Below are 19,947 nucleotides of genomic sequence, written 5' to 3'. Positions count from 1 at the left end.
CCGACATTCCCGCCGACCTCAAGCGCCCGGCCCAACCGGCGCCGAAGTAGCTCCACCGCCGATACACAGGGTGTACGGCTCAAGGCCTCAGGTTGTGGCGGATCCAGTTTTCGATGGCGGCTACGTGGGTCAGGGAGAGGGCGGCGGCGATGCTGGGTTGGTGGTCGGCGATGGCTTGGGCTATCGCGCGGTGTTCGCGCTGGGTTTGTTCGAACGCGTCGGCCTGGATGATGCCGCGCCAGATCCGGGCCTGTTGGGTGCGGCCGGCGACGCTGTCCACGAACGAGCAGAGCACCGGGTTGCCGGCCGCGGTCGCGATGCGGTGGTGGAACTCGAGGTCGTTCGCGACCACGTCGCCGACCGGGCTGCCGGCATCGACGGCATCGGTCAGCGCGAGCAGGTCCGCGGTGTCCGCGTCGCTCATCACCAGCGCGGCCTTCTCGGCCGCCATCGGTTCGAGCGCGCGGCGTACCTCGAACAGGTCGAGGATGCTGGAGTCCTGGTGGAAGTCGATGATGAAGCTCATCGTCTCCAGCAACAGGTCGGGCGTGAGACTGGTGACGTACGTGCCGTCGCCGCGCCGTACGTCCAGGATGCGCAGCATCGAGAGCACGCTGACCGCCTCGCGGAGCGGGCTCCGGGAGATCCCGAGCTGCTCGGCGAGATCCGCCTCGCGCGGCAGCTTGTCGCCGGGTTTGAGGCGGCCGTCGAGAATCATCGCCTTGATCTTCTCGATGGCTACATCGGTCAGCGCCATCCGGTTCCTTTTTCTGTCGTTCGGATGATTTTCAGTTCATCCCTAGGGCTACGGATCAGTCCTTCGGGCGGAGTCGCAGCGTAGCCATTCCGCCGTCGACCGCCAGCGCGGTGCCGGCGGTGGAGCCCGAAGAAGGCCCGGCCAGGTACACGATCGCGAGCGCGACCTCCTCGGCTTCGACCAGTCGTCCGTGCGGCTGGCGGGCGTCGAGCGCGGCGCGTTCGGCGACCGGGTCCGGCGCGGCGTCGAGTAGCCGCTGTACCCACGGGGTCGCGGCGGTGCCCGGGTTCACGCAGTTCACCCGGATGCCCTCGCGGAGGTGGTCGGCCGCCATCGCGAGGGTCAGCGACTGCACCGCGCCCTTCGTGGTGGAGTACAGCGCGCGCTGCGGGATCCCGGTCGTCGCGGCGACCGAGGCGACGTTGACGATCGCGGCGGCGGGGGACTCGCGCAGGTACGGAAGGGCCGCGCGGCTGAGCCGGACCGCACCCATCACGTTGACGTCGAAAACCCGCTGCCACTGGTCGTCCGGGTTGTCCTCGATCGTTCCCTGCGCGCCGATTCCGGCGTTGTTGACGACGATGTCGATCCGGCCGAACGTGTCGGCCACCTGGCGTACGGCCGCGCGTACGCTCGCGTCGTCGGTCACATCGGCGGTGATCCCGAGTACGCCGTCGGGTGTGCCGGACGGATCGAGATCGAGCGCGGCGACGCGTGCTCCACGGGCGGTCAGTTCGCGCGCCGTTGCCGCCCCGATCCCGGAACCACCGCCGGTGACGACGGCGACCAGACCGTCGAACTCCGGCTGGCTCATCGCCCGGCCTCGTACGCGACGTACTCCTGGCGCTGGCGGCCCAGGCCGTCGATCTCGACCTCGACGACATCACCCGCGTTCAGGTACGGGAACCGTCCGGACAAGGCGACACCCTCGGGCGTACCGGTCATGATCAGGTCGCCCGGGTCGAGCACCATGTACTGGCTCAGGTGGTGGATGACCGTGGCGACGTCGAAGATCTGGTCGGCGGTACTGGAGTCCTGCCGCGGCTCACCGTTGACGAAGCTTCGCAGCTGGAGTTTCTGGTGCTCGACCTGATCCGGCGTGACCAGCCACGGCCCGACCGGGCTGAACCCGGCGGCGATCTTGCCTTTGCTCCACTGGCCGCCGGACTGCTCTATCTGGAACGCCCGCTCGGACAGGTCGTTCGCCACCACGAACCCGGCCACGTACTCCAGGCTCTCCGCGGGCGAGTCCAGGTACGACGCGCGCTTGCCGATCACCACGCCGAGCTCGACCTCCCAGTCGGTCTTCGTGCTGCCGCGGGGAATCGTCACCGGGTCGTTCGGGCCGGCGAGGGTGTTCGGCGCCTTGAAGAAGATGACCGGGGAACTCGGTGGCTCCGCGCCCGACTCGGCCGCGTGCGCCGCGTAGTTCATGCCGATGCAGACAATCGCACCGGGCCGTGCGATCGGCGCGCCGATCCGCAGGCTGCCGGCGTCCTCGACCAAGGGGAGTTCACCCGCGGCGAGCGCGGCCGCGACCCGGGCCGGACCATCGGTCTCCCAGAACCCGGCGTCGAGGTCGGTGGTGAGGCTTGCCAGGCCGCGGACGCCGTCGTCGGTGATCACGACGGGTACTTCCGCGCCTACCGGACCCAAGCGGGCGAACTTCATCGCATTACCTCCAGATCGTATCTTTAGCCGCGCTTGGAGAGGATGCGGCGGCTTTTCTTCACCTTGGCAGGTGAAACATATGATGTCTAGGTCCGTGTTCACAGTTCAGACAGAGCCTCGGCGGATTCGTCGGCCGGGGATGTCAAGAAGCTGGGACCGGGTCCGACCTGCTCGTGAAGACACTCTCGAGGAGGCGGCCATGCGGAAGCTCATCTACTGGGTCCACAGTTCGATCGACGGGTACATCGACGGTCCGAACGGGGAGTTCGACTGGCCGGTGATGGGGCCGGAGCTCATCGCGTACTCGGATGCTCTGGATCGTCGGGTCGACACGCTGCTGTTCGGCCGGCCGGTGTGGGAAATGATGGTCGGTTTCTGGCCGAAGGCCGAGTCGGTGCGCGACGACCCGCACACGGCCGCGTTCGCGCCGTTCTGGCGGGCGACGCCGAAGATCGTGTTCTCGCACGACTATCCGGGCGACGAGTGGACCAGCCAGGTGATCGGCGGCGATCTGGCCGAGCAGGTCACCGAGCTGAAGTCGCGGCCCGGCCAGGACCTGCTCCTGACCGGCGGATCTGCCCTGGCCGCGACCCTCGCCGATCTCGGCCTGATCGACGAGTTCCACATCGCCGTCCACCCACTGACTCTCGGCGCCGGCCGCCCCCTCCTCCCACCCACCAACACCCGCCGCCCCCTCCACCACATCACCACCACCCTCGCCGACGCCCAAATAGTCATCACCCACTACCAACCCACCCCACCCCCAACCACCGACCCCACCACCCAGCGCTCGGTTTGAGCTGCTTCGAAAGGAATTTCTGATGACGTCCACACCCACGTCGGCCAGGGCAGTTGCCGGGCGCGTTCGTGATCCCCGGGTCGCGTTGGCCTTGTTGTCCCTGCCTTCGCTGCTGATCGCGATCGACATCAGTGTGCTCGGCGTCGCGCTCCCGCGGATGTCGGCCGACCTGCGGCCGTCGCCGACCGAACTGCTGTGGATGAACGACATCTACGGCTTCATGGTCGGCGGCACGATGGTCACGATGGGCGCGGTCGGCGACCGGATCGGCCGGCGCCGGCTGATCGTCCTGTGCGCCGCGGTGTTCGCGATCGCCTCGGCCGCCGCCGCGTTCTCGACCGCGCCGTGGATGGTGATCGCGACCCGCGCCGTGATGGGTATCGCGGGCGCGGCGATCATGCCCGCCTCGATGGCGCTGATCGGTCAGCTCTTCCCGGATCCGAAGCGCCGAGTGTCCGCCATGGGCGTGTACATGACCTGTTTCCTCACCGGCATGGCCGTCGCGCCGCTGATCGGCGGAGTGATGCTGCAGTATTGGTGGTGGGGCTCGGTCTTCCTCCTCGGCGTACCGGTCATGCTCCTGACGTTGCTGGCCGCCCCGCGTCTCCTCCCGGAATCCGCAACCAGGATCGACGTACCCCTGGACCTCCGCAGCGCCGCTCTCTGCCTGGCCTCGATCCTCGCGCTGGTCGCCACGCTCAAGTGGTCGGTCAACGGCGCACCACTGTGGTCAACGATCGGACTGGGCCTGCTTGGCCTGACATTCGGATTCATGTTCGTACGCCGCCAGCGCACGCTCGAACATCCACTCGTCGACCTCGCGCTGCTCCGGATGCCGGGCGTCAGCCGTGCGATGTGGGTACTGTTCCTGACCGCGCTGCTGATGGGCGGTACGTCGATCTTCGCGGCGTTCTACCTGCAGTCCGCGCTCGGTCTGTCACCGTTGAAGTCGGCGCTGCTGATGATCCCGTCGACGATCGCGATGATCATCGCGGCGAACGCCGGCCCGTGGCTCGGTCACCGGCTCCGCCCGAAGTACGTGGTGCTCGGCAGTTTGATCGTGATGGCGGCCGGCTTCGTCCCGTACACGCTGCTGCCGGCCGGGCGGTCGGGGATCGCGATCGTGGTGTGCAGCGCGGTACTGACGACGGCCGGGATCGGGGCCGCGTTCCCGTTCCTGATGAACGACATCATTTCGCACGCACCACAGGAACGCGCCGGCTCGGCCGCGTCACTCGCCCAGACCGCGAACGAGATCGGTATCGCGACCGGTCTCGTCGTACTCGGAAGCTTGGCGACGGTGGTCTACCGCTCCAGCCTCACCGCGACGGCCGGTCAGGCGGCCGGCACCTGGGTAGACGGCTTCCGCGAGGCCGCCGCCCGCCCGGACGGGATCTTCCTCAGCCAGGTCCGCAACGCGTTCGTCAACGCCGTCCACGCAGTCGGCTACGCCGGCGTCGGCACCATGCTGATCGTCCTGGCCCTCCTGCTAATTCCCGAACGCCCCCACAACCCCACCCCCTGACCCGAAGGGGTTGCCCACTCAGATGGAGGGTTGCCCCGTCGAATACCGAGGGGGCAACCCTGCAGTTGAGGGGATAACCCCTGAACTGGTGGGTGGTCGGGGGCCTCGGGGTGGGCGGCTGGGAGCGCGGTGGTTCAGGGGATGGGAGTTTTTGACCGGGCGGTTCCGGAATGCGTACGGTTCTCAGGTTTGTGGGGGCGATCGGTGCGAAGCTGTCGATAGGGCGGTCGACTTCGTTTGGCCTGGTTGAGCACACCCCCCAGCTCCCGGCGTTGCGCGAGGCCGACCGTCTTTTTGCGTACGGCGGTCTCGGCGGACGCGGTGCGCTCAGAAGATGTAGAAGCCGGTGACCGCGGTCGGGAGTACGCCGAGGATCAGCCACGGGGACAGTGGGCTGCGGCGGAAGATGGCGAGGATGCCGGCGACCGTGAGCAGGCCGATCACGCCGGACATGAACCACAGGCCGACCCCGCGGCCGAACTCGTCCGCCGCGACGCCGATGCTGTAGACGGCCAGGGTGACCGCGGGCACGGTGCCGACGTGGAAGAGGACGGCGGAGACGACCCAGCGTTGCACGGTCTCGATGTTCATCGGACGCGGGGTCCGCCGTCGTATCACCTGCGTCATCACTCCTCCACTATTGTTTCGTGTACTAATCATTAGTGTACATAAGGTTGCTACACTAATCACATGGCAGGGACGAAGATCACGCCGCCGGAGAACCCGTTGGCGCTCGAGCACCAGGTTTGTTTCGCGCTGGCGGTCGCGGCGCGTACGGTGATCGCGCTGTACCGCCCGGTGCTGGAGCCAATGGGGCTGACCCATCCGCAGTACCTGGTGATGCTCGCGCTCTGGGAACGCGAGCCGGTGTCGGTGAAGGATCTGTCCGGGATGCTCCAGCTCGAGCCGGCCACCTTGTCCCCGCTGCTCAAACGTCTCGAAGCCGCCGGTCTGCTCAGCCGCGCCCGCTCAGTCATGGACGAACGCTCCCTGGCCGTATCGCTCACCGACGAAGGCCGCGCGCTCCGCGACCAGGCCCTTGAGGTCCCGCCCGCGATCGTACAGCGTCTCGGCCTGGACCTCGGCGAGCTGATGGACCTGCACGACCGCCTGACCATGGTCATCACCGCCGCCACGACGGAACAGAAGACAGAACAGAAGCCCGAGTAAATCGCCGGAATGGTACGGTGCCGGTACTTATTGCAATGATTGCATGAACCCGGCCGGAGGGAATCGCGCGTGGTTGTCATCGTCGTGGTGGCTGTCTTCTTCGCCGGCATGGGCATCTACGGCCTGGCCGCCCCCGCCGCCCTGGTCAGACCTTTCGCGCTGCAGGCCGACACCGGCCACGCCCGCACCGAAGTACGCGCCGTCTACGGTGGCTTCGGCCTGGCCATCGCCGCTGTCCTACTCGTCGCCGCAACCACCCCGGACCTCCGCCGCGGCGTCGTACTCGCCGTAGCGATCGCCCTTCTGGGCATGGCGGCCGGCCGGCTCATCGGCCGGATCGCCGACCGCCCCACCGCCTTCTACCCGATCTGGTTCTACTTCTGGGTCGAGGTCGCCCTCGCCGCCGCCCTCCTGCTCACGATCCGCTGACCATCGCTCGCTCCCAGTAGGTTTGGCCTGACACGGCACGGCTGGGCGAGATGAGGACAGATGGGCGACGCTGACGTACGGCTGATGGCCGACCCGCGACTGTGGTTACGCGGCAGGTTCGGCCTCGTCGCGCTGGGGATCGCGGTGATCTGCGCCGGTACGGATGCGGCGGTCATGCTCTTGTTCGGCCCGCCGATGAACAAATGGCGCCCGATCACGCTGCTGATCGCGGCGATCGTGGTCGACCTGGCGCTGGCCGCCCCGCCGCGTTGGGTGGCCTGGGTGGCCGGTGCCCACGCGGCGGTCTTCATCCTCAGCCCGCTCCTGATGCCGGGCCGGCCGGCGACCGAGCCGGAGGTGAACAACTTCGGCGCGCTGATCGCGGCGTTCCTGGCCGGCGCCTGGTTGCGCAACCGCCCGGCCGGTCTCGTACTCGCCGGGCTGATCGCCGCGGGCGTGATCGGCCATGGAATCGAGCGAGATCCGCAGTCCGGCTGGGATCTGATCATCCTGACCAGTTCGGCCAGCATCCTTCTGCCCGGGCTGGTCGGTCGCCTGACGATCACCCACCGCACGTACCTGGCCGATCTCGAGCGCCGTACCGAACGCCTGACCCGGGAACGCGAGATCGCGATCCGGGAGGCGGTCGCGGACGATCGCGGCGCGCTGGCCCGGGACCTGCACGACGGTCTGTCGCACCATATGAGCGCGATCTCCATCCACGCCGGCGCGGCCCGGCTCGCGCTGGCCGACAGTCCACCGGGCGGCGCGCAGCAAGCCCTGACCTCGGTGGAATCGGCCAGCCGGTCCGCGATGCTCGACCTGAGACGGCTGCTCGACCTGCTGCACGGGCAACCGGAGGAGTCCGATCGGCAGGCCGGTCTGGGCAGTGTGGAGGAGTTGCTCGTCGGCGTACGCGCGGCCGGACTGCCCGTGACGCTGACCGTCACCGGGGCCGAACGCGAACTGCCCGCGTCGCTGGACGTCGCGCTGTACCGGATCGTGCAGGAGGCGCTGACGAACGCGTTGCGGCACGGGAACGGCGACAATGCCCGGGTGAACATCGACTACGAAGCGGACGCGATCTTGGTTGCCGTCACCAACGGTCTGGGCGAACGGCCGGCGGCCGGCTGGCAAACCTCGATGGGACGCGGACTGGCCGGTATCTGTTCGCGGGTGCGGTTGTTCGGCGGCGAGGTCGGCTGTGGTCCCGAGGGCGCGACCTGGCAGCTGCGCGTACGAGTTCCGCTGGACGCCGAATGACGGTGCGCGTACTGCTGGCCGACGACCACCGGATGTTCCGTTCCGGAGTTCGCGCGGTACTCGACACCCAGCCTGATCTGGAATGTGTCAGCGAAGTCGGCGACGGCCAGTCGGCTGTTGCCGAGAGCATCAGATTGCGGCCGGACGTCGCCGTACTCGACATCCGGATGCCGCGCCTGGACGGGCTGTCCGCGACAAAGGCGATCCTGGCCCAGCCGGGTAACCGGACGCGCATTCTGGTGCTGACCACACACGACACCGACGAGTACGTGTACCGAACCTTGGCGGCCGGAGCGAGTGGATTCCTGCTGAAGACGGTACTGCCGGAGGAACTGCTCGCCTCGATCCGGATCGCGGCGCGCGGCGATGCGCTGATCGATCCGTCGGTCACGCGGCGGTTGGTGGCGCGCTTCGCGGCCGGGATCGCGCCACCCGCGACGGCGCCGGACCTGGAGCTGCTGACGCGACGCGAGCGCGAAGTACTGATCCAGCTGGCCGCGGCCCGGTCGAACGCGGAGATCGCCGCCGCGCTCGGCGTCGGTGAGGAGACGGTCAAGACGCACGTGTCCCGAATCCTCACCAAGCTGGCCCTCCGCGACCGGGTGCACGCGGTCGTCTACGCGTTCCAGAACGGACTGGTTTAACCCGCCCCAAACCGGTTTGGGGAGGATTGACCCCTCTGAGCGGGCGTGTCACCTCCCCAAACCGGTTTGGGGAGGTGTGGAGTGGTCCCCCGTACGGGGGATCTGAAATCCCCACTCACCGTGACGACCGGTGCGTTTCCGGTGCCTAGATTTGGCCGCGATGAACAAGCATCTTCGCCGCCGCGGGCCGCTGGCGCGTCTCTTCGCGATCCTGGTCGGTGCCGTGTTGTTGCTGCAGGCACCTTCATTGGCGGTCGCGGATGGCGGCCCGACCGGGTCCGATCAGTCGTTCGCGCAGTCGCTCGGTGAACGGGAGCTGACGGTCACGGTCCGGCGGATCGACAAGGTGCCTGGTCCGCTCCGGATCGACGTGGTCACGCACCGCGGCTCGCCGCCCGGGAAGCTGATGCTGGCGCTCGTACCGCAAGATGCCAAAGGCAACCTTTCGGCGCCGGGCCAGGTGACCGAGCGCGGCACCGTGGAGCTCGGCGCGGAGCCCGGTCTGTACGGCGTCACGCTGACGGTCGATCGCGCCGGGCCGTGGGAGCTCGAGATCGGCGACGGTACGCGGACCGCGCGGATCCCGTTCGTCGTACAGGTCAAGGTGGTCGCGCCGACCGAGCGGGCCGCGTACGGCGGGTTCATCGCGGCGGGTGGCTGCCTGGTGTGCGCCCTGGTCGCGGCGGTACGGCGCCGGGGGACCGGGGTCGCGATGGTCGCGACCGGTGGTTTGGTGATGGCGCTCTCGGTTGGGATCACCGGTGCGATGCTCTCGCCGACCGTACGCCCGCCTGCCGTACCGGGCAGTGAGACTGACGCGACGCTCGCCAACACCGTGGACCCGTACGCCGATGCGTCCGCGCCACGGACCGATCCGGCGCGGCCGCCGGTGAACATTCGGGTCGAGGCCGACGCGGCGACGGCCGGGCGCCGGTTCGAGCTGCGGCTGGTGCTGACGGATGGGTCGACCGGGCGGCCCGTCGACGACCTGCAGCTGCATCACGGGGCGCTGGCGCACCTGGTGGTGATCAGTCCGTCCGGGCAGTTGTGGCACCTGCATCCGATCCGCGTCGCCGCTGGTGACTATCGCGTCGAACTCACCCCGACCGAGCCTGGTACGTACGCACTGTCCGTGGAACTCGCCCGTCGCGGCGGAGGCATGCAGCTGGTACGCCCAGCCGGCTTCCCCGTCGCCGGGCAGCCTTCAGCAACGAAACCAGCAGCCGAACCAGCTCCTGCCGGGCTAGGCGCGCGGGTCGTCGACGGCACCAAGGTGACCGTCTCGGCCGGGCGGCCGGCGGCTGGCCGGTCGTCGACGATCTCCGTTGCTGTTGATGCGCCCCTGCAGCTCTGGCTGGGTATGCAGGGCCACCTGATCGCGGCCGGGCCGGTGTCCGAGACGAAGTCCTCCCCCTTCGAACGGGCACCGGTCTGGCTGCATGGACACGCGATGGCGCCGGGACAACCGACGGTGAATCCGCCGGACGAAACCGTCGCCGGCTTCGGTCCGGAAGTGCGATTCACCACCACGTTCCCGTACCCGGGCCGCTACTACCTCTGGGTCCAGGTCGAGCGCGACTACGCCGTCCTCACCATTCCGGTCGTCCTCGACGTACCCGCCACGAACGGAGAAGTTTCATGATCAAACGGATCGCCCTCGGCTGCGCGGTGGTCGCGGTCGTGGCGGGGCTGGTGCTCTGGTACCGGACCACGCTGACGGGTGACAAGGACGCGGTGGTCGCCGGATCGGACCACTACACGGTCCGCCTGGTGGACCCGAAGCCGAAGTCCGGCCCGTGGCAGGTCGAGATCACCGACCGGGACGGCAAACCGGCGACGCTGGACGAGGTGGTGCTCGAGCCCGCGATGGCCCGGATGGGCCACGCCACCGACCCGGTCACCGCCACCTTCAAGTCGCCGGGCCACTACCAGGCCAAAGGTCTCGAACTGTCCATGCCCGGACAGTGGTCGATCACCGTCCGGCTGCGTCACGGCTCCGACCAGGACGAGGTAGTGGTCCCGGTCCAGGTGGCCGGCTAAGGATCTGCCGAAACCCTCCGACGAAAGGAACTTCATGGCGTCGATCGCAAGCAGCGAACCGGCGTACGCCGATACACAGCCACAGACCTTGCTCAGCAGGGGATGGCCGGCCGCGGTTGCCGTACTGACCGCGACCTTCCTCTCCCTGGTCGGAATCTGCTGGGACTCCCAGTGGCACGCCGACGTCGGACCGGACACGTTCTTCACCCTGCCGCACCTCCTGCTCTACTCCGGCAGCGCGATCTCCGGCCTGGTCAGCCTGGCCGTCGTCCTCTCCACCACCGCGAAGGCCCGCGCCGGCCACCGCATCGATCCCGCGACCGGCGGCCAGGCGGTGGCCGTCTTCCGCGGCACCTTCAAGGCGCCGGTGGGATACCTGGTCGCGGGCGCGGGTTCCGCGTCCTTCCTGCTGTACGGCATGTACGACCTGTGGTGGCACGAGGTGTACGGCTTCGACGCGGTACTCGAGTCGCCGCCGCACATCGGACTGCTGTTGTCGATCACCATCTCCATGGGCGGCGCGATCCTCGTCTTCGCGGCCGCGCGTGATCGCCGCTGGGGGATGCCCGGCGCGGTCGCCGCGACGAGCATGCTGCTGGCGATCGACTGCCTGCTGCTGGTCGTGCTGGAGCTGCTCGGCAAGGGTGTCGAGTGGGTGGCGCTCGGGACGGGCAGCGTCTCCGCGCTGCTCCTGCTGGCGATCCGGGCGATGACCGGCCGGAAGTGGGCGATGGTCCAGACCGCCGGCGCGCTGGCGGTGATTCAGCTCGTACTGTGGTGGTTCTCGCCGTGGGTGACCAAGCTGTACGCGGACTCGCTCGGGTTGCCGTTGCGCGATGACGTACTGGGAATCCCGGTGATGCCGGTCGTCTGGCCGATGTGTCTTGTCCTGGTTGCGCTGGTCGCCGAACTGCTTGTCAAGGACAACAAGTGGCGGTACGGCCTCGTCGGCGCGCTGACGGCCGGAACAGTGGCGGCCTGCGCCCCGTACCAGGCGATGATCGTTGCCGGGGAAGAGGCGCCGGCCGGTGTTGCCGTCGTGCTGGCAGTGGTACTGGGAGCACTGCTAGGCGGGGCGGCTGGTCTGGCCATGCACGGGTTCGGCCGGGTGCTTCGGCAGGTACGGCCGGAGGTGCAGGCATGATCCGGCGGTTTGGCGCGACGGTCGCTGCCATCGCGGTCGTACTCGGACTGACGACGATGCCCGCGGCAGCGGTTCCGGCCGTGAAGGTGGTTCATACCGAGAAGGTGCAGGCGGGGCCGTACACGATCCTGGTCGGCTTCAGTGTCTGGCCGATCCGGGCGCAGCAGTCGCTCGACTTCACCTTCCTGCCGGACGGTGGCATCGCCGACAAGCACGGCACGCTGACCCGGATCGAACCGAACGGCGACGTGCTGGAGAGCAAGCTGTCCCGGCACCCGCGGGCCCGGGACAAGTGGGGTCTGGACATCGAGGCGTTGCGTGCCGAGGGCAACTGGACGTTCCGCTTCGCCGTCGACGGGCCGCAAGGTCAGGGGGTCGGAGAGCTCAAGAACCTCGCGGTCCTGAAGCAGCCCGGCCCGCCGATGAGCCTGAGCTGGGCGATCGGTGCACTCCCGTTCTTCCTCTTCATCGCGGCCGTGGTACTCGCGTGGCGGCGTACGAGCCGTACCAAACCTGTCCTCACCAGTTAGTGAACGAGCCGTCCAGGCGCCGCATCTGTGGCGTCCTGGACGGGCCGGTGGCGGCCTCGATCCTTGCGTGGTCGAGGTCGACACCGAGCCCGGGAAGCCGGGGCGCGCTCAGGTTGCCGCCGGCCAGGGTGTGCGGGTGGTTGATTGCCTTGTGCACCGATTGGGGCGGCATCTCCTGCAGGCCGAAGTTCGGGCAGGTCAGGTTGAAGTGCATCGCGGCGGCGGTCGAGACCGGGCCGAGCGGGTTGTGCGTCGCGATCTTGAGGTGATGCGCCTCGGCCATCGCGGCGATCTTGCGGGCCTCGGTGATCCCGCCCGCGATACCGAGGTCGATCCGCGCGTGGTCGATCAGGTCACCCTCGATCAGCGCGCGGAACTGCCATTTCGAGGTGAGTTGCTCGCCGGCCGCGAGTGGTACGGCGGTCCGCGAGCGCAGCATCCGGTACGCGTCCAGGTCCTCGGAGCGCAGTACGTCCTCGACGAAGTACGGGCGGGCGGACTCGAGTTCCCGGCAGAGCGTGACCGCTTCGGGCGGATCGAGCCGGGTGTGCGCGTCGATGACGAGCTCGACGTCGTTGCCGACGGCATCACGGACGGCATGGAACTGCTCGATCGCCACCCGCATCGCCTGCCGCGGCTCGATCACCTCGCCCGCGGTCGGGACCACCAGCCGGAGGTTCCGCCAGCCCTCCGCGACCAGTTGGCGTGAGCTCGCCACCACCGCTTCGGTGTCGTGGCCCTCGGGGTGGACATGGGTGTAGCAGGTGACGTAGTCGCGGACCCGGCCGCCGATCAGTTCGTACACCGGCACGCCGTACGCCTTGCCGCGGATGTCCCACAGCGCGATGTCGATCGCCGAGATGACGCAGCCGGCCGAGCGGTCCGCGGGGAAGAAGTCGCCGCGGCTCATCGTCTGCCACAGATGCTCGATCCGGGTGGCGTCCGCGCCGATCAGTACCCCGCGCAGGTGCTCCAGCACCGCCCGCGACACCCCCGGCGACGTACGCACCCCGATCTCGCCGAGACCGTGTACCCCTTCGTCGGTCTGGACCACGACGAGCAGCATGTCCTGCCCGCGCCCCGGAACCACCGTCAACCGCGCATCGACGATCCGCAAACCCTGCCTCCTCGAATCTGGAACCATCCTGTCTTGTTGCAGCAACTTTGCCAATAGTTGCCGGAATGGTCTTGACTCACATCCACGGCCGGTGCAGGCTCTAGCACACAGAAGGAGGTCGGAATGGCGGTGACCATCGCGGACGTCGCGGCTGAGGCCGGGGTGTCGAAGGCAACGGTGTCGCGGACGTTCGGTATGCCCGACCGGGTGAACGCCGTGACCCGCACGCACGTGCTGGCGGTTGCCGAACAACTGGGCTACGTCCCGGATCCGGCCCCACGGTCGACCCGCACCGGATCGGTCGGGCTGATCGTGCCGGACATCGTCAACCCCTTCTTCCCACCGATGATCAAGGCCGTGCAGCGCCGCGCGCGGTCCCGCAACTACGGCATCTACCTCGCCGACAGCGACGCGCACGCCGGCGAAGAGGCGGAAGCGGTCGCCGAGATGTCCAAGCAGGTCGACGGCCTGATCTTCTGGTCGTCGCGGCTGCCCAGCGAGACCCTGGTCGACATCGCCGGCCGGGTTCCGACCGTGCTGGTGAACCGGAGCGCCGGCGGTCTGCCGACCGTCGTCGCCTCCAGCGAGGACGGGATGCGGCAGGCCGTCGAGCATCTCTACGCCCTCGGCCACACCCGGTGCGCGTACGTGAACGCGCCGCGCGGCGTCTGGTCGAACCAGCATCGCCGGGCCGCCGTCCGCCGTACCTGCAAGGCACTCGGGATGGAGCTCGTCGAGCTCGGTCCGTTCGCCCAGTCCGTCGAGGGTGGCGTCCAGGCGGCCGACATCGTCGCCGCGCACGGCGTCACGGCGGCGATCGCCAACAACGACCTGACCGCCATCGGCCTGATGCTCCAGCTGGCCAACCGCGGTCTGTCGGTGCCCGACGACATCAGCGTCGTCGGGGTCGACGACACCTTCGTCGCATCGCTGATGCGGCCACAGCTGACCACCGTCCGAATCCCGGTCGACGAGATCGGTTCACTCGCGGTCGACCTGCTGCTGAACCTCCTCCAGTCCGGCGACAAGGCGGACACCGGGCCGGTCGAGGTCGACACGCAGCTGATCGTCCGCGAGTCGACCGGCCCGGTGACCGCCGAGATCCACTGGCCGTCCCGGCCCTTACCCAGCCAGGACTGACCCAACTCACACCCTGACCACCGCGTGCCGACGGTCCGCGGTCGAACGGGGCTGCCCTCAAGCGCAACGGGGTGCGCGGAAAGTGATTCATCATGCGCTCCAGAGTTCGATTCGTCATGCTCGCCACCGCTCTCGCCCTCGGCGCGGTGTCGGGTACGACCGCAGGAACCGCGGTAGGAAACCCAGCCAACGCGGCCGCGCCGCCGTCGACCGGCGTCGTGCTGCCGGAACCACAACGAGATCAGCCGGTCCCGGCGTCCCGGGTCCGCGACATCGCGGTGGCCTTCGTCTACCCGGCCGCGGACAACCTCGATGCCTCGCTCGACAAGATGGCCGAGGCGGGCGTACGACGCGCGCAGGTGGTCGCGTCCTGGACTGGTCTGTGCCCAACACGTGATGCCTGTGACTGGTCGGTGCTCGATCGCTACTTCGAGAAGGCGAAGCGGCGCGGCATCAGTACCGCCGTACACGTCAACTCGACGCCCGACTGGGTGCATCCGGACCTGGTCGCGACCGTGCCGGACTACGGCCAGCGGATCTGGTACCCGCCGACGCGGAACGCGACCGAGTTGCAGGAGTTCAGCGACTTCGTGCAGACGCTGGCGGCGCGGTACCGGAACCAGGTCGACAGTTACGAGATCTGGAACGAGGAGAACTGGCGCGACTTCTACAAGCCGGTCGAGGATCCCGCCGACTACGCGAAGCTGTTGCGTACCGGGTACCTGGCGGTGAAGGCGAAGGACCGCAAGGCGGACGTGATCTTCGGTGGTACCACCCGCACCGATCCGGGCTTCGTGCGCGAGGTGTACGCCGCCCTGCGCAAGTATCCCGATGCCGCCCACAACGATGACTTCTTCGACGCGATGGGCGCGCACCCGTACACCGACGACCGGCATCCCGACAACCACGATCCGGCGAAGGTCCGCGAGAACGCGGCCGGCGGCGAGTTCGACGACAACTTCCTCGGGATCGATCGGCTCCGCTCCGAGATGGTCCGTCAGGGCGACGCGCACAAGAAGATCTACCTGGGCGAGTTCTCGTACTCGTCGGTGCGGACGTGGATGGGTCTGGTACCGGACGATCAGCGCGCGTACTACCTGCGCCGGGCGTACGAGCTCGCGGCGCAACGCCCGTACGTCTCCGGGCTGGCGTGGTTCGTCTGGTCCGAGGTGACGCCGAACGACGAGTGGCACGGCTGGACGCTGCTCGAGTACCCGAACAAGCCGACGCGTACGTATCAGGCGCTCGCGCAGCTGACCGGTGCGGTCAGGACACCGGATCGTCGCCCGGTACTCCGCCTCGATGCGGGTAAGGCGACAGTCGACAAGCTTCCGGCCGGTGTTCAGCGGGCCGAGCTGTACCTCGACGGCGTGCAGGTTGCCAACGGCAACCAGCTCCCACTCAGCTACCCCGCACCGCCGAACGGCAAGACCGCGCTGGCGCAACTCGTTCTGTATACCAAAGATCGGACCATCGACACCGCGCCGATCTGGACCGCGAACGGGCAGCAGATCACCCAGGTCTCGCACTCGCAGGTCAAGGCATCGCGCAGCGTGGATGTCAGCGCCGGCGTCACGGCCCATGGGCCGGTCAAGCTCCGGATCACCACCGCGAGCGGTCAACCCGTCTCCACCACGACGCTGGGGATCGGACGCGGGCGGCTGCAGCGCTTCGACACGCTCGTCGCGCTGGACAAGCCCGGTACCTATCACCTTTCCGCCACCGATGTCCGCGGCCGGCCGTTGGCCGGCGGAGCAACTCTGGAGGTCCTGCCATGAAGTACCGCTATCCCGCGCTGCTGGTCGCCGCGGCGCTTGCCCTGACCGGCTGTACGGCCGATCCCAAGCCCGTGTCCCAGCCCGCATCGAACGCCTTGGACGGCGTGGGACCGATCACGTTCGTCACCGGCAAGGACTCCAGCGGCGTACAGCAGGGTCTGCTCGACAAATGGAATACCGAACACCCGGACCAGAAGGTCACGTTGGTCGAGCTGCCCGCGCAGGCGGACGGACAGCGTCAGCAGCTGATCCAGAACGCGCAGACCAAGTCCTCCTCGTACGGCGTGGTGTCCCTCGACGTCGTCTGGACCGCGGAGTTCGCGGCGAACGGCTGGGTGGAGGAGCTGCCGCAGAGCGAGTTCCCGCTGGGGCAGATCCTTCCGTCGCTGGTCGCGGGCGTGAAGTACTTCGACAAGATGTACGCGGCTCCGTGGGGTGGTGGAACCGCCCTGCTGTACTACCGCAGCGACCTGCTGACCAAGGCCGGCGTCCAGCCGCCGAAGACCTGGGCCGAGCTGGATGCCGCCTGTGCCAAGGTCCTGAAGTTGCCGGAGGCAAAGGGTGTCGACTGCTACGGCGGCCAGTTCAACAAGTACGAAGGGCTGACCGTCAACGCGTCGGAGGCGATCAACTCGGCCGGTGGCTCGGTGGTCGGATCCGACGGCAAGCCGACCCTGAACACCCCGGAGGCGAAGGAGGGCCTGAACTTCCTGGTCGACGGCTTCAAGTCCGGCCGGATTCCGAAGGCAGCGATCACCTGGGACGAGGAGGCCGGCCGCCGCGCGTTCCAGGAGGGCAAGCTGCTCTTCCTGCGCAACTGGTCGTACGTCTACACGCTCGCGAACAAGACCGACGGTTCCAGCAAGGTTGCCGGCAAGTTCGGCGTCGCGCCGATCCCGGGGCTGAAGGGTCCGGGCAAGGGCACGATCGGCTCGAACAACCTGGCGATCAGCAAGTACGCGAAGAACAAGAAGACCGCGCTGGACTTCATCAAGTGGATGACCAGCCAGCAGACCGCCAAGCAGCTGATGGTCCAGTCGGCGCAGTCGCCCGCGTACACGGCGATGTACGACGACCCGGATCTGGTCAAGCAGTACGCGTTCATGCCGATGCTGAAAGAAGGCCTGATGAACGCGGCGCCACGGCCGGCGGTGATCAAGTACGGCGACGCCACCGCCGCGATCCAGGAGGAAGTGAGTAGCGCGCTGACCGGTCAGAAGACGTCCGAGCAGGCGCTGTCCGACCTGCAGCAGCGACTGAGCGGCATCGTCGGCAAATGACGACAATGATCCGGGAGCGGACCGGAAGAAGCACGGTGAAGCCGCCGAACCGGCAGGGCTCAGGGTGGTCCACCGCCCTGATGCTCTCCCCGACCCTGCTGACCTTGGCCTTGGTGGTCGGGTACCCGGTGCTGGCGGCGGTCCGGCTCGCCTTCGTCCAGGTGGCCGACCAGGTCAACCCACAGACCGGGATGCTCGAACGGACCGAGTCGTTCGGCCTCGGCAACTTCGCCGGGATCTTCACCGGTGAGTCCGGCGAAGCGTTCCGGAACGCGTTCTGGAACACGACGCTGTTCACCGTGATCGGGGTGACCGCCGAGGTCGTGCTCGGCGTCGCGATGGCCCTGGTGATGAACCGGGCCATCCGGGCCCGCGGCTTGGTCCGCGTCAGCGTTCTGGTGCCGTGGGCCATCCCGACGGCCATCTCCGGGCTGCTGTGGCGCTGGGTCTTCGAGAGCGACGGGATCGCGAACGCGGTGCTGCACACGCAGGTCGTCTGGACGGCCGACGATTCGACCATCTTCGGGTTCATTTCCGCGCCGTTCACCACGGTGCTGATCGCGGACATCTGGAAGACCGCGCCGTTCATCGGCCTGCTGGTGCTGGCCGGTCTCCAGATCATCCCGAAGGAGGTGTACGAGGCGGCGAAGATCGACCGCGCCGGTACCTGGGCCACCTTCTGGCGGATCACCATTCCGTTGGTCAAACCAACGCTCGTGGTCGCGGTCCTGTTCCGGATCCTGGATGCGCTGAAGATGTTCGACCTGCCGTTCGTCCTGGTCGGCGCGCACAAACATTCGGTCGAGACGTTGTCCACCCTGGCCCAGTACGAGATGTCGAACGTCCGGTACGGTCCGGCCGCCGCGTACTCGACCGTGCTGTTCCTGTACATCGCGCTGATCGCGTTCTTGTTCGTCAAAGTGCTCGGTGCCGATCTGATCGGGCGCGGGCTCAAGGAGAGCCGATGACCATCGCAGCTGAAGCAGTACGCCCGAAGCCGGCCAAACGGTCCGGCCCGCCCGCTCCGAAGGCCGTGGGCCGGAAGGGCCTCGGCCGGTTCCGGCTGGCGGATCTCGGGTCCGGGCTGATCGTGCTGTACTGCCTGGTCCCGTTCTACTGGATGATCGTCAGCGCGCTGCGGAAGCCGTCCGACCAGTTCGCCACCACCCTCTTTCCGGCGCCGATCTCCTTCGAGAACATGAAAGCCGCGTTCTCGGCCCGGAACGGGTTCGGCCGGGCGTTGCTGAACAGCCTGATCGTCGCGGGTACGACCACGGTGATCACGCTCGCGATCGGCATCACCACCGCGTACGTGATCGCGCGGGTCCAGTTCCGGTTCAAGAACGTCGTGCTGGCGGTCATCATCGCCACCTCGATGTTCCCCGGCGTGACGTTGCTGATTCCGCTGCTCAAGCTGTTCGTCGGGCTGGACTGGATCAACACATACCAGGCGCTGATCGTGCCGAGTCTGAGTTTCGGCCTGCCGCTGACCGTGTTCAACCTGACCGCGTTCTTCAAACAGTTGCCCGCCGAGCTCGAGGACGCGGCGCAGGTCGACGGGTGCAGCCAGTGGCAGGGGTTCCGCTCGGTGATTCTGCCGCTGGCGATGCCGGGCATCTTCACCAGCGGCATCATCACCTTCATCGCGGCCTGGAACGAGTTCATCATCGCGTTGTCGCTGACGAACGAGAAGTCGATGCGGACCGCGCCGGTGATCACCGCGTTGTTCACCGGGCAGTACAAGTTCGACCAACCGTTCGGTACCCAGATGGCGGCCGGTGTCGCCGTCACCGTCCCGTTGGTGATCGGCGCGCTGCTATTCCAGCGCCGGATCGTCGACGGCCTGACCGCTGGAGCCTTGAAATGACCCGTGCACTCGCCGTCTTCGCCCATCCGGACGACGTTGATTTCAACGCCGCCGGGACGATCGCGCAATGGGTACGCGACGGGATCGAGGTGTCGTACCTGGTCGTCACCCGTGGTGAAGCGGGCCAGGGCGAGCCGCGGGAGACGATCCAGCAGCTGCGCGAGGCCGAGCAGCGGGCGGCCGCGGCGGCGATCGGGGTCAAGGACGTCGAGTTCCTCGATGGGTACGCGGACGGGCGCTTGACGGTGACACTCGATCTTCGTCGCGAGATCACCCGGGCGATCCGGCTGAAGCGGCCGGAGCGGGTGATGACCAGCTCACCGGAGCGTACGTGGCGATTGCGCGAAGCAGATCATCCTGATCATTCGGCCGTCGGCGAGGCGGCCGCTTGCGCGGTGTACCCCGATGCGCTCAACCCGTACGTGCATCCGGAGTTGTCGGAGTTGGGTACGTGGTCGGTGCCTGAGGTCTGGTTCTGCGAGCCGCCGGAACCGGACCATTACGTGGACATCACCGAGACGTTCGGGCTGAAGGTGGCCGCGCTGGCCGAGCATCGGAGCCAGCCGGGGATCGAGCCCGAGTCGGTCCGGGATCGTTGCGCCGCCGTGGGGGCCGCCGGTCAGTTGCCGGCCGGGCGGCTGGCGGAGGCGTTCACGATCGTGCGCCGGGTGCCGGCGGGCTGACAGTGCAGGAGGCCGCCGCCGTGGCGCCACGGCGGCGACCTCCGCGGACCGGAGTTTGGGTGCGGCGATATTTCACTCGGGGGAGAGCCGCACCTCGGCCGGTCGATCAG

At 68.0% G+C, this 19,947-nt stretch carries 21 protein-coding genes; 16 read left to right on the top strand and 5 right to left on the bottom strand.

Annotated elements, in window-relative coordinates; translation table 11 throughout:
* Positions 1 to 79 precede the first annotated feature (79 nt).
* The 3 genes from HDA44_RS17035 to HDA44_RS17025 are packed head-to-tail and all read right to left on the bottom strand — an operon-like array spanning position 80 to position 2,428.
* Positions 80 to 757: a FadR/GntR family transcriptional regulator gene (locus HDA44_RS17035; protein WP_184835556.1), complete on the bottom strand. Its 678-nt coding sequence runs from the start codon at positions 755 to 757 to the stop codon at positions 80 to 82.
* 55 nt (positions 758 to 812) lie between these two features.
* Positions 813 to 1,571, bottom strand: a complete 759-nt coding sequence (locus HDA44_RS17030; RefSeq protein WP_184835554.1) for an SDR family NAD(P)-dependent oxidoreductase — start codon at positions 1,569 to 1,571, stop codon at positions 813 to 815.
* Positions 1,568 to 2,428 carry a fumarylacetoacetate hydrolase family protein gene (locus tag HDA44_RS17025; RefSeq protein WP_184835552.1) on the bottom strand — a complete coding sequence of 287 codons (861 nt, stop codon included), beginning with the start codon at positions 2,426 to 2,428 and terminating at the stop codon, positions 1,568 to 1,570. Before HDA44_RS17025 ends, HDA44_RS17030 begins: the two co-directional genes overlap by 4 nt.
* Before the next feature lie 199 nt (positions 2,429 to 2,627).
* Here HDA44_RS17025 and HDA44_RS17020 point away from each other — a divergent pair, with 199 nt between their 5' ends.
* Complete coding sequence (locus HDA44_RS17020; protein ID WP_184835550.1) at positions 2,628 to 3,227, top strand: dihydrofolate reductase family protein; 600 nt, start codon at positions 2,628 to 2,630, stop codon at positions 3,225 to 3,227.
* Positions 3,228 to 3,249: 22 nt separating this feature from the next.
* Positions 3,250 to 4,752 carry an MFS transporter gene (locus tag HDA44_RS17015; protein ID WP_184835548.1) on the top strand — a complete coding sequence of 501 codons (1,503 nt, stop codon included), beginning with the start codon at positions 3,250 to 3,252 and terminating at the stop codon, positions 4,750 to 4,752.
* A 327-nt stretch (positions 4,753 to 5,079) separates the two neighbouring features.
* Here HDA44_RS17015 and HDA44_RS17010 read toward each other — a convergent pair whose 3' ends face one another.
* Entirely contained in the window at positions 5,080 to 5,379 is a 300-nt protein-coding gene (locus tag HDA44_RS17010) for a hypothetical protein (protein WP_184835546.1), read from the bottom strand.
* A 63-nt stretch (positions 5,380 to 5,442) separates the two neighbouring features.
* On the opposite strand from HDA44_RS17010, the gene HDA44_RS17005 reads away from it, so the two are divergent.
* The 8 genes from HDA44_RS17005 (at position 5,443) to HDA44_RS16970 (ending at position 11,972) form a co-directional block, all read left to right on the top strand.
* Positions 5,443 to 5,922, top strand: a complete 480-nt coding sequence (locus HDA44_RS17005) for a MarR family winged helix-turn-helix transcriptional regulator (RefSeq protein ID WP_184835544.1) — start codon at positions 5,443 to 5,445, stop codon at positions 5,920 to 5,922.
* A 69-nt stretch (positions 5,923 to 5,991) separates the two neighbouring features.
* Positions 5,992 to 6,351 (top strand): DUF4345 family protein, encoded by a 360-nt coding sequence (locus HDA44_RS17000; RefSeq protein WP_319040007.1) that lies wholly within the window; start codon positions 5,992 to 5,994, stop codon positions 6,349 to 6,351.
* 60 nt (positions 6,352 to 6,411) lie between these two features.
* A complete protein-coding gene (locus tag HDA44_RS16995) occupies positions 6,412 to 7,614 on the top strand; it encodes a sensor histidine kinase (protein WP_202887405.1) in 1,203 nt (400 codons plus the stop codon).
* Positions 7,611 to 8,258: a response regulator gene (locus tag HDA44_RS16990; protein ID WP_184835542.1), complete on the top strand. Its 648-nt coding sequence runs from the start codon at positions 7,611 to 7,613 to the stop codon at positions 8,256 to 8,258. The genes HDA44_RS16995 and HDA44_RS16990 overlap by 4 nt, the downstream gene beginning before the upstream one ends.
* 160 nt (positions 8,259 to 8,418) lie before the next feature.
* Positions 8,419 to 9,900 carry a hypothetical protein gene (locus HDA44_RS16985; RefSeq protein ID WP_202887404.1) on the top strand — a complete coding sequence of 494 codons (1,482 nt, stop codon included), beginning with the start codon at positions 8,419 to 8,421 and terminating at the stop codon, positions 9,898 to 9,900.
* Positions 9,897 to 10,298 carry a FixH family protein gene (locus HDA44_RS16980; RefSeq protein ID WP_184835540.1) on the top strand — a complete coding sequence of 134 codons (402 nt, stop codon included), beginning with the start codon at positions 9,897 to 9,899 and terminating at the stop codon, positions 10,296 to 10,298. The genes HDA44_RS16985 and HDA44_RS16980 overlap by 4 nt, the downstream gene beginning before the upstream one ends.
* Before the next feature lie 34 nt (positions 10,299 to 10,332).
* Entirely contained in the window at positions 10,333 to 11,442 is a 1,110-nt protein-coding gene (locus tag HDA44_RS16975; RefSeq protein ID WP_184835538.1) for a hypothetical protein, read from the top strand.
* On the top strand, positions 11,439 to 11,972 hold the full coding sequence (locus HDA44_RS16970) for a hypothetical protein (RefSeq protein ID WP_184835536.1): 534 nt from the start codon (positions 11,439 to 11,441) through the stop codon (positions 11,970 to 11,972). Before HDA44_RS16975 ends, HDA44_RS16970 begins: the two co-directional genes overlap by 4 nt.
* Here HDA44_RS16970 and HDA44_RS16965 read toward each other — a convergent pair.
* On the bottom strand, positions 11,962 to 13,089 hold the full coding sequence (locus tag HDA44_RS16965; RefSeq protein WP_184835534.1) for a mandelate racemase/muconate lactonizing enzyme family protein: 1,128 nt from the start codon (positions 13,087 to 13,089) through the stop codon (positions 11,962 to 11,964). The two genes, HDA44_RS16970 and HDA44_RS16965, sit on opposite strands and share 11 nt — an antisense overlap.
* Before the next feature lie 123 nt (positions 13,090 to 13,212).
* Between HDA44_RS16965 and HDA44_RS16960 the strand changes: the two genes are divergently transcribed.
* The 6 genes from HDA44_RS16960 to HDA44_RS16935 all read left to right on the top strand — a co-directional run bounded on the left by HDA44_RS16960 (position 13,213) and on the right by HDA44_RS16935 (position 19,837).
* Positions 13,213 to 14,229: a LacI family DNA-binding transcriptional regulator gene (locus HDA44_RS16960; RefSeq protein ID WP_184835532.1), complete on the top strand. Its 1,017-nt coding sequence runs from the start codon at positions 13,213 to 13,215 to the stop codon at positions 14,227 to 14,229.
* A 92-nt stretch (positions 14,230 to 14,321) separates the two neighbouring features.
* A complete protein-coding gene (locus HDA44_RS16955) occupies positions 14,322 to 16,007 on the top strand; it encodes a beta-galactosidase (protein WP_184835530.1) in 1,686 nt (561 codons plus the stop codon).
* On the top strand, positions 16,004 to 17,287 hold the full coding sequence (locus tag HDA44_RS16950) for an ABC transporter substrate-binding protein (RefSeq protein ID WP_184835528.1): 1,284 nt from the start codon (positions 16,004 to 16,006) through the stop codon (positions 17,285 to 17,287). The genes HDA44_RS16955 and HDA44_RS16950 overlap by 4 nt, the downstream gene beginning before the upstream one ends.
* Positions 17,284 to 18,255 (top strand): carbohydrate ABC transporter permease, encoded by a 972-nt coding sequence (locus tag HDA44_RS16945; protein WP_184835526.1) that lies wholly within the window; start codon positions 17,284 to 17,286, stop codon positions 18,253 to 18,255. Before HDA44_RS16950 ends, HDA44_RS16945 begins: the two co-directional genes overlap by 4 nt.
* Complete coding sequence (locus tag HDA44_RS16940) at positions 18,252 to 19,154, top strand: carbohydrate ABC transporter permease (RefSeq protein ID WP_184835524.1); 903 nt, start codon at positions 18,252 to 18,254, stop codon at positions 19,152 to 19,154. Before HDA44_RS16945 ends, HDA44_RS16940 begins: the two co-directional genes overlap by 4 nt.
* The gene (locus tag HDA44_RS16935; protein WP_184835522.1) at positions 19,151 to 19,837 is read left to right on the top strand and encodes a PIG-L deacetylase family protein; all 687 of its coding nucleotides are present in this window, start codon (positions 19,151 to 19,153) and stop codon (positions 19,835 to 19,837) included. The genes HDA44_RS16940 and HDA44_RS16935 overlap by 4 nt, the downstream gene beginning before the upstream one ends.
* The last annotated feature ends 110 nt before the right edge of the window (positions 19,838 to 19,947 follow it).

This window comes from Kribbella solani (assembly GCF_014205295.1).
Lineage (GTDB): Bacteria > Actinomycetota > Actinomycetes > Propionibacteriales > Kribbellaceae > Kribbella > Kribbella solani.
This window is presented reverse-complemented; position numbering and strand designations above follow the sequence as displayed.